Origin of the sequence: Burkholderia sp. AU4i (genome assembly GCF_000466765.1) — a bacterium.
Taxonomy (GTDB): Bacteria; Pseudomonadota; Gammaproteobacteria; order Burkholderiales; family Burkholderiaceae; genus Burkholderia; species Burkholderia cepacia.
The window spans coordinates 29,405-44,762 of the sequence record NZ_ASSI01000065.1 but is presented as its reverse complement, the minus strand read 5'-3'; the positions used below and the strand labels follow the sequence as shown (position 1 = coordinate 44,762).

The 15,358-nt window shown below is 67.0% G+C and carries 15 protein-coding genes; 4 read left to right on the top strand and 11 right to left on the bottom strand.

From position 1 onward, the window contains the following. A partial coding sequence (locus L810_RS48695) for a hypothetical protein (protein ID WP_218921734.1) occupies window positions 1-219 on the top strand: 219 nt, incomplete at its 5' end. Between the two features lie 102 nt (window positions 220-321). Here L810_RS48695 and L810_RS15970 read toward each other — a convergent pair. From L810_RS15970 to phnS, 7 genes are read right to left on the bottom strand one after another with little or no spacing between them, the layout of a single operon-like run. Then, a complete protein-coding gene (locus tag L810_RS15970; RefSeq protein ID WP_021159321.1) occupies window positions 322-873 on the bottom strand; it encodes a phosphonate degradation HD-domain oxygenase in 552 nt (183 codons plus the stop codon). Between the two features lie 4 nt (window positions 874-877). Then, the gene (gene phnY / locus L810_RS15965; RefSeq protein ID WP_021159320.1) at window positions 878-2,332 is read right to left on the bottom strand and encodes a phosphonoacetaldehyde dehydrogenase; all 1,455 of its coding nucleotides are present in this window, start codon (window positions 2,330-2,332) and stop codon (window positions 878-880) included. Next, a complete protein-coding gene (phnA, locus tag L810_RS15960; protein WP_021159319.1) occupies window positions 2,329-3,636 on the bottom strand; it encodes a phosphonoacetate hydrolase in 1,308 nt (435 codons plus the stop codon). Before phnA ends, phnY begins: the two co-directional genes overlap by 4 nt. After that, on the bottom strand, window positions 3,633-4,493 hold the full coding sequence (gene phnV, locus L810_RS15955) for a 2-aminoethylphosphonate ABC transport system, membrane component PhnV (RefSeq protein ID WP_021159318.1): 861 nt from the start codon (window positions 4,491-4,493) through the stop codon (window positions 3,633-3,635). Before phnV ends, phnA begins: the two co-directional genes overlap by 4 nt. Further along, a complete protein-coding gene (locus L810_RS15950) occupies window positions 4,483-5,403 on the bottom strand; it encodes a 2-aminoethylphosphonate ABC transporter permease subunit (protein WP_021159317.1) in 921 nt (306 codons plus the stop codon). Before L810_RS15950 ends, phnV begins: the two co-directional genes overlap by 11 nt. Next, window positions 5,381-6,484 (bottom strand): 2-aminoethylphosphonate ABC transport system ATP-binding subunit PhnT, encoded by a 1,104-nt coding sequence (gene phnT / locus L810_RS15945; protein WP_042974920.1) that lies wholly within the window; start codon window positions 6,482-6,484, stop codon window positions 5,381-5,383. Before phnT ends, L810_RS15950 begins: the two co-directional genes overlap by 23 nt. Window positions 6,485-6,518: 34 nt before the next feature. Further along, window positions 6,519-7,607, bottom strand: coding sequence for a 2-aminoethylphosphonate ABC transporter substrate-binding protein (gene phnS, locus L810_RS15940; RefSeq protein WP_021159315.1), 1,089 nt, complete (start codon window positions 7,605-7,607; stop codon window positions 6,519-6,521). Window positions 7,608-7,865: 258 nt separating this feature from the next. On the opposite strand from phnS, the gene L810_RS15935 reads away from it, so the two are divergent. Continuing rightward, window positions 7,866-8,975 carry a 2-aminoethylphosphonate--pyruvate transaminase gene (locus tag L810_RS15935; RefSeq protein ID WP_021159314.1) on the top strand — a complete coding sequence of 370 codons (1,110 nt, stop codon included), beginning with the start codon at window positions 7,866-7,868 and terminating at the stop codon, window positions 8,973-8,975. Window positions 8,976-9,063: 88 nt separating this feature from the next. On the opposite strand, the gene L810_RS15930 is transcribed toward L810_RS15935, so the two are convergent. From L810_RS15930 to aroQ, 3 genes are read right to left on the bottom strand one after another with little or no spacing between them, the layout of a single operon-like run. Beyond that, a complete protein-coding gene (locus L810_RS15930; protein WP_042974918.1) occupies window positions 9,064-10,404 on the bottom strand; it encodes an MFS transporter in 1,341 nt (446 codons plus the stop codon). A gap of 42 nt (window positions 10,405-10,446) precedes the next feature. Further along, window positions 10,447-11,301 (bottom strand): shikimate dehydrogenase, encoded by an 855-nt coding sequence (locus L810_RS15925; RefSeq protein ID WP_042974916.1) that lies wholly within the window; start codon window positions 11,299-11,301, stop codon window positions 10,447-10,449. Then, window positions 11,298-11,753, bottom strand: coding sequence for a type II 3-dehydroquinate dehydratase (gene aroQ / locus L810_RS15920; RefSeq protein ID WP_021159313.1), 456 nt, complete (start codon window positions 11,751-11,753; stop codon window positions 11,298-11,300). The genes L810_RS15925 and aroQ overlap by 4 nt, the downstream gene beginning before the upstream one ends. A gap of 257 nt (window positions 11,754-12,010) precedes the next feature. On the opposite strand from aroQ, the gene L810_RS15915 reads away from it, so the two are divergent. Both L810_RS15915 and L810_RS15910 read left to right on the top strand, forming a co-directional pair. Next, on the top strand, window positions 12,011-13,903 hold the full coding sequence (locus tag L810_RS15915) for a bifunctional sugar phosphate isomerase/epimerase/4-hydroxyphenylpyruvate dioxygenase family protein (protein WP_021159312.1): 1,893 nt from the start codon (window positions 12,011-12,013) through the stop codon (window positions 13,901-13,903). 288 nt (window positions 13,904-14,191) lie between these two features. Continuing rightward, a complete protein-coding gene (locus L810_RS15910; RefSeq protein ID WP_021159311.1) occupies window positions 14,192-14,455 on the top strand; it encodes a hypothetical protein in 264 nt (87 codons plus the stop codon). An 85-nt stretch (window positions 14,456-14,540) separates the two neighbouring features. Here the strand turns inward: L810_RS15910 and L810_RS15905 are convergent, their stop codons facing one another. Then, window positions 14,541-15,335: an AraC family transcriptional regulator gene (locus L810_RS15905; RefSeq protein WP_021159310.1), complete on the bottom strand. Its 795-nt coding sequence runs from the start codon at window positions 15,333-15,335 to the stop codon at window positions 14,541-14,543. Between the last annotated feature and the right edge of the window lie 23 nt (window positions 15,336-15,358).

The window sequence follows — 15,358 nt, the reverse complement described above, 5'->3', positions numbered from 1 at the left end:
CTGCGAGGAACTTCGTGTTTCCTGGCAGCGCTGCGTTTTCAGCAGCAGAGAAACGAGATTATGAACCGTGTTTCGCAGCTCGTCAACAACTTTTTACACTGCATCGTTGCGACTGCGGGGTTCAACTTCCAAGCCAGCCGCGCGCCCATCACTGCAGCACACCACCAGCTTCGCTTCCCTCTCCCGCGCTGCGTTTCCGTTAGCGCGAAAGAGGCGTGATTCTAAGCACCCTCTTCGAACTGCGCAAGGGGTTTCTCAAAAAATATAAGACCCCGCACGCTGTCGCGTGCGGGGTCTTATATATAGAAGCAACTCAACCGGTCACCCTGCGCGCGCCTGGCGCGCGACGATCTCCATATAGTGATCGAGATCAGGCGTCACCTTGCCCTCTTCCTTTGCCGTATCGTCCCAGCGGCGCAGACGCAGCGCATCCTCCGCGAACGGGCGCTGCAGGAACGCCGCCGTCTCCTCCTCACTGAAGATGCCGCCCTGCAGCGCGAGACTGCGCACCGAGTCCGGCGACAGGCTCTCGAAGTAGCCGGCGTCCGTGCGGCACAGGCAGCGCTTTGCGTCGACGTGCAGCCGGATCGGCTCCAGCACCGCGTCGGAAAACAGCGGACGCAGGAACGGCAGCACGTAATACTGGTGCAGATCGTCGATCCCGCGCGCACTCGGCGTCTCGCCCTGGCGATTCAGCAGGTGCCCGAGATCGTGCAGGAACGCCGCCGCAACCAGCGCTTCATCAGCCCCCGCCTCTTCCGCCAGCAATCCGCTCTGCAATGCATGCTCGAGCTGCGTGACCGGTTCACCGCTATAGGCCACATGACCATGCTCGCGATACAACCCGTGGATATCTTCCACCGTCAATGCCATTCATTCACTCCCAAGGCAGCGAAAACGTCTTCAGGTTCGTGAAGCTTTTCATCGCCTCCTGAACGCCCTCCTTGTATCCGAGCCCCGAGTCCTTGATCCCGCCGAACGGCGACAGCTCGATCCTGTATCCGGGCACTTCCCATACATTCACCGTGCCGACGTTCAGCTCGTTCACGAACCGCACCACCGCCGCCGTGCTGTCCGTACAGACACCCGACGACAGCCCGAACGCCGTCCCGTTGCTGATACGGATCGCGTCGTCGATCGTGTCGAACGCAATCACCGGCGATACCGGGCCGAAGGTCTCCTCGCGCACGATCGTCATCGATGGATCGACGTTGTCGAGCACGGTCGGCGCATACAGCGCGCCGCGCCGCACGTTGCCCGTCAACAGCCTCGCGCCTTGCGCGACCGCCTCCCCGACCCGCGCCTCGAACAGCCGCGCCGCGTCCTCGTCGATCACCGTGCCCATTTCGTTCGCGGGATCAAACGGATCGCCGTACTTCCATGCGCGCGTCTTCTCGACGAGCAATTCGGTGAAGGCGGGCGCGATCGAGCGCTGCACCAGCATCCGCTTGACGGCCGTGCAGCGCTGGCCCGAATTCCGGTACGACCCGAGCACCGCCAGCGACGCCGCGCGTTCGAGATCGGCATCGTCGAGGACGATCAACGGATCGTTGCCACCCAGTTCCAGCACGATGCGGCGGTAGCCGGCCCGCGCGGCAATCGCCTTGCCGATCGCCACGCCGCCCGTGAAGGTAATCAGCGACGCATGCGGGTGCGTGACAAGCTCGTCCGCGATCTCGCGCGGATCGCCGGTCAGCACCTGCAGCATCGGCTCCGGCAGACCGGCTTCAACCAGCAGGTCGGCCAGATAGAGCGCCGACAGCGGCACCTTCTCCGACGGCTTCACGATCACGCGGTTGTTGGTCGCGATCGCCGGCGCGATCTTGTGCGCCACCTGGTTCATCGGATGATTGAACGGCGTGATCGCAACGATCACGCCATCGAGCGGCTGCCGCTGCGAAAACACGCGGCGGGCCTTGCCATGAGGCGTCAGGTCGCACGAGAAACTCTGCGCATCGTCGCGCAGCGCCTCGACCGCCGCGAACTTCAACACGTCGGCCACACGGCCGATCTCGTAGCGGGAGTCCTGTTTCGACAGCCCCGACTCGAGCGTGATCAGGTCGGACGCTTCCTCGGTACGCTCGCGCAACAGCGCAGCCGCGCGTTCGAGGATCTCCGAACGCTCGTAACGCGTGAGCGTCGGCCGGTACGCCATCGCGTAGTCGAATGCCGCTCGCACGTCGTCGACGCTCGCGAGCGGCACCGTACCGACGCGCGTGCCCGTGTAAGGGTCCATGACGTCGAGCGTGCGTTCGCGCGTCGCGCGCGTGCCGCACCAGCGCAGCGCCTCCGCGCGAAACGCCGGGTGATCGTGTCGGGGGTGAGCCATCATGTCGCGACCCGGTTCAGCACGAAATCGAACACGTCGAAATTGCGCGGGCGACGCGCAGGATCGACCGGCTCGATACGGCGATTGAACAGCAGCGGTACTTCCTGCTCCGACACGCCGCCATGCGAACGCAGCGGCACCGTGAGGCCCGACAGATCGTGTTCGCGCTCGCGCGTGCCGAGCGTCATGTCGCGGCGGCCGATCACGACGAGATCGCCGATCCGGTCGGCCGGCAGCTCGAAACGTGCCGCGGCTTCCGCGTTGTCGAGCACGAGCTCGACGCCGTCGAGGCCGCCGACGCGCCACATCGCCTCGGCCCGGTCGACGCCCTGCGCCAGATAGACCGTGGCAAACGAGCCGAGCGCGCCGTGGTGCACGACGTACGGATCCGTGATCGGCAGGATCACGCGCGCAGCCTGCGCGCCGTACCACCCGTCGAAGGCATCCTGCAGATAGATGACGTTCGGCCGGCCCGTCGCGGGATCGTGCTTCGCGTTCATCCCGTGGTCGGCCGTCAGCCCGATCGCCCAGCCGAGCGCGTCGAGCTGCGCCAGATAACCGTCCATCATCGCGTAGAACGCGTTCGCGCCGGCACTGCCCGGCGCGCACTTGTGCTGCACGTAATCGGTGGTCGACAGGTACATCAGGTCGACCTGGCGCGTCTGCGCAAGCCGCACGCCGGCCGCGAACACGAATTCGGACAGCGCCGCACTGTAGACGTCCGGCGACGGCAGGCCGACCCAGTCGAGCACGTCGACGATCCCGTTTTCGGCGAGATTCGCCTGCGCGGCCTTCTCGGCCGAAAAGCAGATGCCGTTCATCTGCCAGCCGAGCAGCCGGCGCAGCTTGTCCTTCGCCGTCACGACGGCCACCCGCGCACCGGCGTCGGACGCCGCCGCGAGCAACGTGCCGGCCCGCAGGTAGGCCGGGTCGTTCATCATGACTTCGGCGCCACGCCCGCCGTCGGCGGCCGGGTCCCAGAAATAGTTGCCGCAGATTCCGTGAACCGACGGCGGCACGCCGCAGACGATCGACAGGTTGTTCGGGTTGGTGAAGGTCGGCACGACGCAATCGGCGCGCCAGGCCGTGCCTTCCGCGATCATCCGGCCGATGAACGGCGCGACACCCGCTTCCACCGCCCGTTCGAGATAGTCGTACTCGCAGCCGTCGACGCAGACGACGACGGTCGGCTCGACCGGCAGCCGGTAGTGCCGGCCGTTGACGTCGACCGAGCGACCCGCAAGCGCCGTCGGGATACCGGCCGCCGACGCGTCGCCAGGTTGGCGCAATGCGAACGCGGCGTTCATGATGCCACCCGCTTGCCGCGCGGCACGCGCGCGGCGATCAGCAGCAGCGCCGCGAGCGACGCGCCCAGCATCAGCAGCGACAGCGCCGACGCCGGAAGGTAATACCCCCGCTCCACCTGGCCGATCACGACGATCGGCACGGTCGCGAAGCCGGGCGGATAAACCGTCAGCGTCGCACCGAGCTCGCCGAGCGACAGCGCGAAGCCGAGTGCGAGGCTCGCGCGCAGCGCCGGCACCAGCTGCGGCAGCAGCACGCGGCGCAGCACCATCGCGGGCGGCGCGCCGAGGCTCGCCGCCGCTTCGCGCAGCACGGTCAGCTCCGGACGCAGCGCCGCGGCCGCGCAGCGATAGCAGAACGGCAAGATCAGCGCGAGCTGCACGAGCACGACGATCGCCGCCGAGCTCGACAGGTCGACCGGCTTCTGGTGATACGCGATCAGCACCGCGAGCCCGAGCACGACGCTCGGCACGCCGTTCGGCACCATCACGAGGGCATCGACCACCGCGCCGAGGCCGCGCCGGTCGCGCCCTTCGAGCGCCAGCGCGAGCCACAGCCCGAGGACCGTGCCGACCGCCGACACGCCGAAGCCGATTTCGAGGCTCGTCAGCAGCGCGTCGTATTCCGGCGACCCGAGCCGCTCGAACCAGCGCAGGCTGTAACCGGCCGGCAAGATCGTGCCCGACCACTGCGTCGACACGCTCGACAGCGCGACGACGATGACCGGCAACACGAACAGCCAGAAGCACGCGAACGCGGCCAGCGCGAGCGCCGCGCGCGATGCATGCTTGAGCACCGTGTCGCCCCAGCCGATCTGGTGGCGCGGCACGCCCTGCCCGATACGGAATTCAGCGGACATCGTTCCCTCCCGTCGCGCGCCGGTTCACCCGGCGATAAACCGCATACAGCGCCAGCGACAGCGCGAGCATCACCACCGCGCCGGCCGACGCGGTCGGCAGGTCGAGGTCGACGGTCGCGCTGCTGTAGATCGCGACCGGCAGCGTGACGAGCCGCGCGCTGCCGAGCACGAGCAGAATCCCGAATTCATTCAGCGTCAGCAGGAAGCACAGCACGGTGCCGGCGGCGATGCCCGGCCACGCGATCGGCAGCACGACGCGGCGGGCGAGCATCCAGCCGGACGCGCCGAGGCTGCGCGCGGCTTCGATCAGCCGCAAATCGAGCGTCGCGAACGATGCGAGCGTCGGCCGCACGACGAACGGCGTATAGAACACGGTCTGCGCGAGAATCACGCCGCCGATGCCGAACAGGAAATCGAGCGGCGCATTTTCGAGATGAAACAGGTGCTGCAGCGCGATGCTGATCGAGCCTTGCGAGCCGTACAGGAAGATCAGCGTGAACGCGACGAGGAACGACGGAAACGCGACGTACAGCTCCAGGAAGCGCGTGACGAGCGACGCGCCCGGAAACGGCTTGAAGAACAGCAGCGCGGCCAGCAGTACACCGAGCACCGACGCGGTGCCGGCGCTCGCGAACAGCACGCCGAGCGTGGTCAGCAGCACGTTGCGGGTGTCGGGGTTGCCGAAGAACGTCCGGTACGCGGCGAAACTCAGCCCGTGGTCGCCCGACACGCTCAGCAGCACGAGCCGTACCAGCGGATAGACGACGAGCGGGCCCAGCACGACGATCGCGAGCGCGGCGAGGTGCAGGTCACCCATGCGCTTGCGGCGCCGCGCGGCGGCGGCGTGCGCGGCGGCCGACGCGAGCACGTGCGGCGGCAGGCCGGCTTCAGGGCTCGATAAGGACGACATCGTCTGCCTCGCAATGCAGGGAAACGCGCGCACCGCGCTCGGGAGCCGCGCCGCGGCCGCGTTGCATCGTGACGCGCACGGGCTCGTCGGGCGCCGCATCGATCGTGACCGCGATCGACAGGTCCGCGCCCTGCCATTCGACGGACGACACCGTGCCGTGCAGCCCGCCCGCGGCGGGCGGCATCACGGTCAGGCGCTCGGGGCGCACGCACGCCACCTTGCCACGCACTTCATGGCGCGGATCGCCGAGCGGGAAGATCACGTGCGGCGGCAGCAGGTTCGCCGGGCCGAGATAACGCGCGACGTAGCCGTCCCGCGGCGCGTCGTACAGCTGCTGCGGCGTGCCGAGCTGCGCGATGTGGCCGTCGCGCATCAGCAGCGCGCGGTCGGACAGCACGAGCGCGTCGTCGCGGTCATGGGTCACGCAGACGACGGTCAGGTTCGGCAGGCGCTCGTGCAGCGCCTTCAGTTCGCTGCGCACCGACGCGCGCAGGTTGGCGTCGAGCGCCGACAGCGGCTCGTCGAGCAGCAGCACGTCCGGCTCGATCACGAGCGCGCGCGCCAGCGCGACGCGCTGCTGCATTCCGCCCGACAACTGCGCGGGCAGGTGATGGCCCGCATCGCCGAGTTGCACGAGCTTCAGCGCATCGGCGACACGGCGCGTCACTTCCGACGACGCCATGCCGCGCGCGCGCAGCCCGAAGGCGACGTTCTCGAACACCGACAGGTGCGGGAACAGCGCGTAATTCTGGAACAGCAGACCGAGATTGCGCTTGTGCGGCGGCGCGTAGGTCAGGTCGCGTCCGGCAACGGTCAGCGTGCCGGTCAGGCCGTCGGCCTTCACGAACCCGGCGATGAAGCGCAGCAGCGTGGTCTTGCCGCAGCCGCTCTTGCCGAGCACGGTCAGAAATTCACCGGCACCGATCGACAGCGACAGATCTTCCAGCACCGTGCGTGCGCCGTAGCGCACGCTCAGGTGTTCGATCTGCACGCCGCCCGGCGCGCCGGACCGCAGCGTTGCTCGCGGTTCGGCGGCGCCGAATGCGCCGGGATGGGTCAGGGTGGTTTCCACCGGGTTCATCCTCTTGCTCACGAATACAGGCGGCGTGCGCCGATCACTTCGGCTTGACGACGTCGAGCTGCTTGCCCGAGCTGCCGATCACGTCCTTCTTCCAGCGCTCGATCCACACCGGCTTCTTCGCCATCACCTGGGTCCAGTCGACCGGGATCAGCTTCACGCCCGCGATCGCCTTCTTGACCGCTTCGCCGTTCTTGCCGGCCAGCGGCACGTCCGTGCGGCCCGGGATGCCGTACATGTCCGGCACCTTCGACTGCACTTCCGTCGACATCAGATAGTCGATCAGCTTCTTGCCGGCGTCCTGGTTCGGGCCGCTCTTGATCAGGCCGATGCCGTACGGGAGCTGGAACGTGGTCGGCTGGTCGCCGTCCTTCGCGGCCAGGAAGATCGGCTTGACGGACAGCGCGCCGTGTTCGGCATCGTCGAGGTCCATCTGCAGGTCGCCGTTCGCGACGCTGATCTCGTTACGCGACAGCAGCACGTTCAGGTAGCCCGTGCCCTTCGTGTGGAACTTCACGCTCTGCGACAGCTTCGCGAGGTAGTCGAACGCCTTGTCCTCGCCCATCAGCGACGTCGTCAGGATCAGCACGGCCATCCCGTCGCCGGCCGTGGCCGGGTTCGAGTACGCGACCTTGCCCGCATAGGCCGGCGACAGCAGGTCGGCGAACGTCTTCGGCTGGTTCTTCACGACGTCCGGGTTGATCGCGAACGAGAAGTAGTTGTTCACGAACGTCGCCCACGTGCCGTCTTCCGCCTTCGCGATCGCCGGCACGTTCTTGTAGTTCACGCTCTGGTACGCCTGCAGCAGGCCCATCTGGCCGGCTTGCTGAATGAAAGGCGGCAGCGTGACGATCACGTCGGCCTTCGGGGAATTCTTCTCGATGTTCGCGCGGTTGACGACTTCGCCGCTGCCCGCCGTCACGATGTTGACCTTGACGCCTTCCTTCTTCTCGAACGCCGGCAGCACATCGCGATAGAGGTTCTCGAGACCGTCCGCCGTGTACAGCACGACCGCGCTCGCCGCATGCACGGGCAACGCGGCGCCCATCAGACCGGCGACGGTGGCGGCCAGTGCAAGCTTGCGGAACGCGCCGGCAGCGGCGCGCGAGGAATTCTGCAGTGTCATCTCACTTCTCCGTAGGCGGAACACCAAATGGCCGGGGCACGATCCGGCTCTCCTGTTATCTCCGGGCAGGCCGATCAACGGCCTGCCTCGCCGCCGCGCCGAGGTCAGGTTTCTCGCGGCAAGCGAAGGATCACAGCGTTCGATGACAAACCCGTGACGAATGCCACAATTTCCAAAAAATGACACATTTTGCCAATATCATGCAAGTCATTCAGAAATGCCGCCCGGCGTTTCTTTCGACCTTTGCAAGGAAAAACCATGTCCGATCCGATTCTTCTTACGCCCGGCCCGCTCACCACCTCCGCCACAACCCGCCACGCAATGCAACATGACTGGGGCTCGTGGGATGCCGCTTTCAATCAACTGACGGCCAGCGTCTGCGCGGACCTCGTCGCCATTGCGCATGGCGGCGACGAGTACGTGTGCGTACCGATGCAGGGCAGCGGCACGTTCTCGGTCGAAGCCGCGCTCGGTACGCTGGTGCCGCGCGACGGCGTCGTGCTGGTGCCCGACAACGGCGCGTATTGCGCGCGCATCCTGAAGATCCTGGGCCGGCTCGGAATCGAAGCGATCGCTTTGCCGTTCGGCGAGGATGCGGCCGTCGATCCGGCCGCGATCGAAGCCGCGTTCGCGCGCGAGCCGCGCATCACGCACGTCGCGCAGGTGCATCTGGAGACGAGCGCCGGCATCCTGAACCCGCTCGACGACATCGCCGCCGTGTGCCGACGCCACGGCAAGCGGCTGATCGTCGACGCGATGAGCTCGTTCGGCGCGCTGCCGATCGCGCTGGCGGGCAGCGGCATCGATGCGCTGATCTCGGCAAGCGGCAAATGTCTCGAAGGCGTGCCGGGGATGGGGTTCGCGATCGTGCGGCGCGATGCGCTCGAGGCCGGCGAAGGCAATTCGCCGTCGCTCGCGCTCGATCTCCACGATCAGTACGCATACCTGCGCAAGACGGGCCAGTGGCGCTTCACGCCGCCGACGCACGTGATCGCCGCGCTGCGCGCCGCGCTCGATCAGTATCTCGCCGAAGGCGGCCAGCCGGCGCGCGGTGCGCGCTACGCGGACAACTGCCGGACGCTGGTCGAATCGATGCGCGCGCTCGGCTTCGCGCCGTTCCTCGATGCGAACGTGCAGGCGCCGGTGATCGTCACGTTCCACGCGCCCGACCATCCGGCCTACGATTTCCGCCGCTTCTACGACGCCGTGCGCGATGCCGGCTTCATCCTGTATCCGGGCAAGCTCACGCAGCTCGAGACGTTCCGCGTCGGCTGCATCGGTGCGATCGACGCCAACGATATCCGGCGCGCGGTCGCGGCGATCGCGCAGGCGGTCGAATCGCTCGGTATCGCGGTGCAGCACGCATAAGGGTGCACGCAACGCGTCGCGCCAACAAAAAAGCCCGGCGGCCAACCGGCCGCCGGGCGAACGCACAGGATGCGCGTGGAGGCGATGCCTACAGTTCGATCCGCTTGATGTCGCCGACGACGAAGATGTAAGACAGCGCACCGATCAGCGCGATCACGCCGATGAACACGAGCGCGCCGACGAACGAGCCGGTCGACGCGACGATGAAGCCGACCACGAGCGGCGTGATGATGCCGGCGAGGTTCGCCGCGAAGTTGAAAATGCCGCCCGTCACGCCGAGCAGGCCGTCCGGCGCGATGTCCGACACGAGGGTCCAGCCGAGTGCGGCCATCCCTTGCGCGAAGAACGCGACCGACATGATTGCGATCACGGCCTCGTTGCTCTGCACGTAGTTCGCGAGAATGATCGTCGACGCGAGCAGCAGGCCCGCGATGATCGGCAGCTTGCGCGCGAGGTTCGCGGACTTGCCGCGACGCAGCAGCCAGTCGGAGAAGATCCCGCCGAACATCACGCCGACCGATGCGGCAATGAACGGCATCACCGCGAAGAAGCCGATCTTCAGCCAGCCCATGTGGCGCTCGGTGGCGAGGTAGGTCGGGAACCAGGTCAGGAAGAACACCAGCGTCGAATTGCCGGCGAACTGGCCGAGGCAGATGCCCGCGAGCTGGCGCTTCTTCAGCAGCTTGCCGGCCATTGCCCAGCTGAACTTCTTCTGCGCGCCCTTGGCGCCTTTGTCGCCGTCCTTGCGTGCACCGTGCACGAGACCGCCGCCCGCCTCGATATACGCAAGCTCCTCCGAGTTGGCGCCCGGATGGTTGCGCGGCTCATGATAGAACTTCCACCAGACCAGGCCGAACGCGATGCCGATCGCGCCGACGACCCAGAACAGCGAGCGCCAGCCGAACGCGCCCATCAGGGCGAACAGCACCGGGCTGAAGAACGCGAGGCCGATGTACTCGCCGACCGTATACGTACCGGTCGCCATCGCGCGCTCGTTCTGCGGGAACCACGTCGCGACGACCCGGCTGTTGGTCGGGAAGCACGGCGCCTCCGTCACGCCGAGCCCGAGCCGGCATGCGAACAGCGTCGCGACGCCCGGCACGAAGCCCTGCAGGAACGTGCACAGCGACCACAGCGTCATCGACCAGTAATAGGTGATCTTGCTGCCGAAGCGGTCGAGGAACAGGCCGCCGGGCACCTGCATCGCGACGTACGTCCACGAAAACGCGGAGAACATGATGCCCATCACGGCCGCATTGATGCCGAGCTCCTTGGTGAGCTGCGGTGCAGCCACCCCCAGCACGGTGCGGTCGAGATAGTTGATCATCGTGCCGATGGCGAGCAACGCGAGAATCTTGTAGCGCGCCGAGGTGCGCCGGACCGTGCCGGCCGCCGCGGTCGCGGCGTTCGAGTGGGTGGTGTGCTGCATGATTGTCTCCTGATCTCTTTTTTCAGCTAGTCGGTTGAAGGGTCAGCGTGCGACCAGCGACTGAAAGTGTTCGAACATTCGTTCGTCGTCCGGCGTTCGTCCGGTGAAGATCTCGAACGCATCGACGGCCTGGTACACGGCCATCCCGCCTCCCGGCAGCGTCGCGCAGCCGGCCGCGCGCGCGGCGCGGACCAGTTCGGTTTCGAGCGGGAAATACACGATGTCGGCCACCCACATGCCCGCGTGGAGCAGCTCGGCCGGCAGTGGCAGGCCCGGATGCTTGGCCATGCCTGTCGGCGTCGCGTGGATCAGGCCCGTCGCGGCGCGCATCGCGTCCGCGAGATCGCCGCCCTGTACAACGCGTGCCGCAGGGAAGCGTTGCTGCAGCTCAGCCGCGAGATCGGCGGCGCGCGCGCCGTCGACATCGAAAATCGTAAGTTCGGCCGCGCCCATCTGCAGCGCGGCGTGCGCCACGGCCGCGCCCGCGCCGCCCGCGCCGAGCTGGACGACGCGTTCGAGCGACGCGTCGGGCAACCCGCGGCGGAACGATTTCGCGAAGCCCGACCAGTCGGTGTTGTGGCCGATCCGCTTGCCGTCCTTGAACAACACGGTGTTCACCGCGCCGAGCGCACGCGCATCGTCCGACAGCGCGTCGAGGTGCTCGATCACGCGCTGCTTGCACGGATGCGTGATGTTCAGGCCGTTGTAGCCCATCCGCTGCGCGGCATCGAGCAGTTGCGGCAGTGCGTCGACGGTCACGCCGAGCACGTCGAGGTCGATCCGCCGGTAGACATAACCGAACCCCTGGCGGAAACCTTCTTCCTCGTGCATCGCCGGCGACAGCGATCCGCCGATGCCCTGGCCGATCAGGCCGATCAGAAACGACGGGCGGCTCATCGCGCGGCTCCCTGCGCGAACAGCGTCGCCAGACGCTGCAGCGCGAACACGTAGCCTTCGGTGCCGCAGCCGCAGATCACGGCTTCGGCAACCGCCGACACATAGGAATGGTGGCGGAACGCCTCGCGGCGATGCACGTTCGAGATATGAACTTCGATCACCGGTTTCGCGATCGCGGAAAGCGCGTCGGCCAGCGCCACCGACGTATGCGTATAGGCAGCCGGGTTGATCACGATGCCGTGCGTATCGTGACGCGCGGCGTGCAGCCAGTCGATCAACTGGTGCTCGGCGTTCGACTGGCGGAAGTCGATTTCCAGCCCGAGCGCTTCAGCGGCCGTTCGGCAGCGCTGCTCGACGTCGGCGAGCGTTTCCGCGCCGTAGATATGGGGCTCGCGCGTCCCCAGCAGATTCAGGTTCGGGCCGTTCAGCACCAGCACCTTGGGCTTGCTCATGGTGTTTCTGCTCCTAAAACGGGGGCGCATCGCTAGCCGACTTCGCCCCCTGACGTCAAGATTTGGCGCTAGTGTGCGCTTGCGAAAGCGCAATGTCTTTTCGGGTTTTCGCTAATTTGTACCACCTAGTTAGTTTGTACAATACGCATCACTTACCCAGTAAATTCGGGATATGGCGTTCTTCGTTAATTCAACGACTGGTTCATTCAGGGTCGATTCGACCGGCGCCGTGTCCCGCTCATCCGCAGGATTCGCCCATGCAGCGCTCGATCGCCACCGTGTCACTGTCCGGCACGCTCGCCGGGAAGCTCGCCGCCATCAAGGCCGCCGGCTTCGACGGCGTCGAAATCTTCGAAAACGACCTCGTCTACTTCGACGGATCGCCGGCCGACGTCCGGCGCATGGCCGCCGATCTCGGCCTCGACATCGTGCTGTTCCAGCCATTTCGTGACTTCGAGGGCGTGAGCGCAGCCCAGCTCGCCCGCAACCTCGACCGCATCAAGCGCAAGTTCGACGTGATGCACGCGCTCGGCACCGACCGCATCCTGGTGTGCAGCAACGTGTCGGCCGACACGATCGCCGACGACGGGCTGCTCGTCGACCAGCTCGGCGCGCTCGCGGAAGCCGCGCGGCAAGCCGGCGTGGTCGCCGCGTACGAAGCGCTCGCGTGGGGCCGAGTCGTGAAGCGGTACGGCCATGCGTGGCAACTCGTGAATGCCGTGAACAGCCCGCACCTCGGCCTTGCGCTCGACAGCTTCCATACGCTGTCGCTCGACGATTCTCCAGACGCGATCGCCGACATCCCCGGCGACCGGATCGCGTTCGTGCAGATCGCCGATGCGCCGAAGCTCGCGATGGACGTACTCGAATGGAGCCGCCATTTCCGCTCGTTCCCGGGCCAGGGCGACTTCGACCTCGCGCGCTTCACCGCGCGCGTGATCGAATCGGGCTACACGGGGCCGCTGTCGCTCGAGATCTTCAACGACGGCTTCCGCGCGGCGCCGACCGCGATCACGGCCGCCGACGGCCATCGCTCGCTGCTCTACCTGGAAGAACTGACACGCGAGCGGCTCGCCCGGGACGGCCGCGCGCCGGCCGCCAGCCAGCCGCTGTTCGCGCCGCCGGCGCCGCCCGCGCACGTCGGGTTCCAGTTCATCGAATTCGCGGTCGACGCACAGGCCGCGGCAACCGTCGGCGAATGGCTCGGCCGGATGCGCTTCCGGCTCGCGGGCCGGCATCGGTCGAAGGATGTGACGCTGTTCCAGCACGGCGCCGCGTCGATCGTGCTGAACGCGGAACGCGACTCGTTCGCCGATGCGTTCTTCCAGCAGCACGGGCTGTCGCTGTGTGCTTCGGCATTCCGCGTCGACGACGCGAAAGTGGCGTTCGAACGCGCGGCCGGTTTCGGCTATGCGCCGTTCTCCGGCCGCGTCGGGCCGAACGAACGCGTGCTGCCGAGCGTGCAGGCACCGGACGGCAGCCTCGAGTATTTCGTCGACGAAGCGCCGAACGCGCCGACGCTGTATGAGTCGGACTTCGTGCTGACCGACATCGACGGCCCGAGCGAGGTCGGCCCGCTGACGGGCATCGATCACGTGTGCCTGGCGCTGCCGGCCGACGCGCTCGATACGTGGATCCTGTTCTTCAAGACGGCCTTCGGCTTCGAGGCCGAGCGCAGCTGGCTCGTGCCCGACCCGTACGGGCTGATGCGCAGCCGCGCGGTGCGCAGCGCCGACGGCTCGGTGCGGATCGCGCTGAACGCGTCGGTCGACCGGCACACGGCGGTCGCCGAATCGCTCGACCGCTATCACGGCACGGGGCTGAACCACGTGGCGTTCCGCACGGACGACATCGTGAAAACGATCGCCGCGTTCGCGGCCGACGGCATTCCGTTCCTGCGCATTCCGCCGAACTACTACGACGATCTCGCCGCACGCTACGCGCTGCCGGACGAGTTGATCGACACGCTGAGCACGCATCACCTGCTGTACGACCGCGACGAGCACGGCGGCGAATTCCTGCACGCGTATACAGAACTGGTCGACAACCGCTTCTCGCTCGAGATCGTCGAGCGGCGTGGCGGATACGACGGCTACGGGGCGGCAAACGCGGCCGTGCGCCTGGCCGCGCAGGCACAGCACAGGAAATAAGAGAAAGAGACGAACCAGAATTTCGGGGCCGAATCACATTCGTGCCCCGCGGCTGACTCAAAGGGCCGCATCCCGCACGCACCATCGTGGTGAATCGCGCGGCAGCGCACCCGCCCGCGCGGCTTGCCGCGATCGGGCCGGGACCCGCGCGCCGTCTGACGTTACATCCCGTAACCCGTACCGCAGCGCAGCATCCGGTCCTCGGCCACGGTTTTAAGAATCGCTTAAGTCTTCGACGGCACCATCCGCAACCAGTACCCGACAGTTATCTCGAAAAGGAGGAAAGCGATGAGCGCCGTAGAAGCACCCGCGGGCCGCCCGGCCGCGCCCCCTGCAAAGAAGACGATGCTGCGCCGCCTGCTCAGTCATCATGAAATCGCGACGCTGCTCGTGCTCCTGCACGCACCGATCGGCGCGAACGCCAAACCCGAACTGCCTGCGCTGCAGGAAGCCGGCCTCGTCGAGATGGTCAAGCTCGACGCCGATACGGCCCCCAGCTTCCGGCTGACCGAAAACGGCACCGCCGTCCTGAAAGGACTCGGCTACCGCTGAGCCGCGGTTTTCACCGCTTCCCCTCTCCCCCTTTTCCCGCATCGCCCCGATCCCTGCGACTCGCCGGCCCTTTCGGCGCGTCGCGTCACCCCGCCCGCTCCTGCAGCATCAACCGGTATTCCGTCGGCGTCACGCCGACCGTCGCCTTGAACTGTCGCGTGAACGCGCTGTGATCCGTATAGCCGCATAGCGCCGCGACGTCGGTCACCTTGTCGTGCGTGACGAGCAGCGCGGTGGCCGCATCCAGCCGCGTCTTCAGCAGCACCTGGCGCGGCGTCAGGTGGAACACCTTGTGGAAGTAGCGTTCGAGCTGCGCGACCGACATCCCGGCCATCTGCGCAAGCTGCTTCAGGTTCAGCGGCTGTACGTAGTGATCCTGGATGTGCTGGACCACGTCGGCGAGCCGGCTGTACGCCGGGTGCGATCCCTCGTGCGCCTTCAGGTCGCGCGAGATGCCCGCGAGGCCGACCACCCTGCCTGCGGCATCGCGCAGCGGCTCCTTGCAGGTCAGGCACCAGCCCGGCTGGCGGCCCGGATACAGGTGCAGCTCGAGCTGGTCCATCAACTGCTGGCCCGCGTTGATCGTCGCCATGTCCTGCTCGAAATAGCTGCGGCCGAAGCGGCGCGGAAACACTTCGTCGGCCGTCTTGCCGAGCAGGTCACGCTTGTCCTTGTAGCCGCAGCGCATCGCCAGCGTGCGGTTGACGAGCGCGTAGCGGCCGTTCGCGTCCTTCACGAAGAACGCGACGTCCGGCAGCGCATCGAATACCGGTTCGAGCAGGCGGAAGTGCGCGAGCATCGCGCCGAGATCGGCGTTGTCGGGCTGGTGGCGCAACGTATCGGACAGGCTCATGGGCGGTACGGCTGGCAAGGTCGTCATCCGGGCAACCGCAAGGCGAGTGG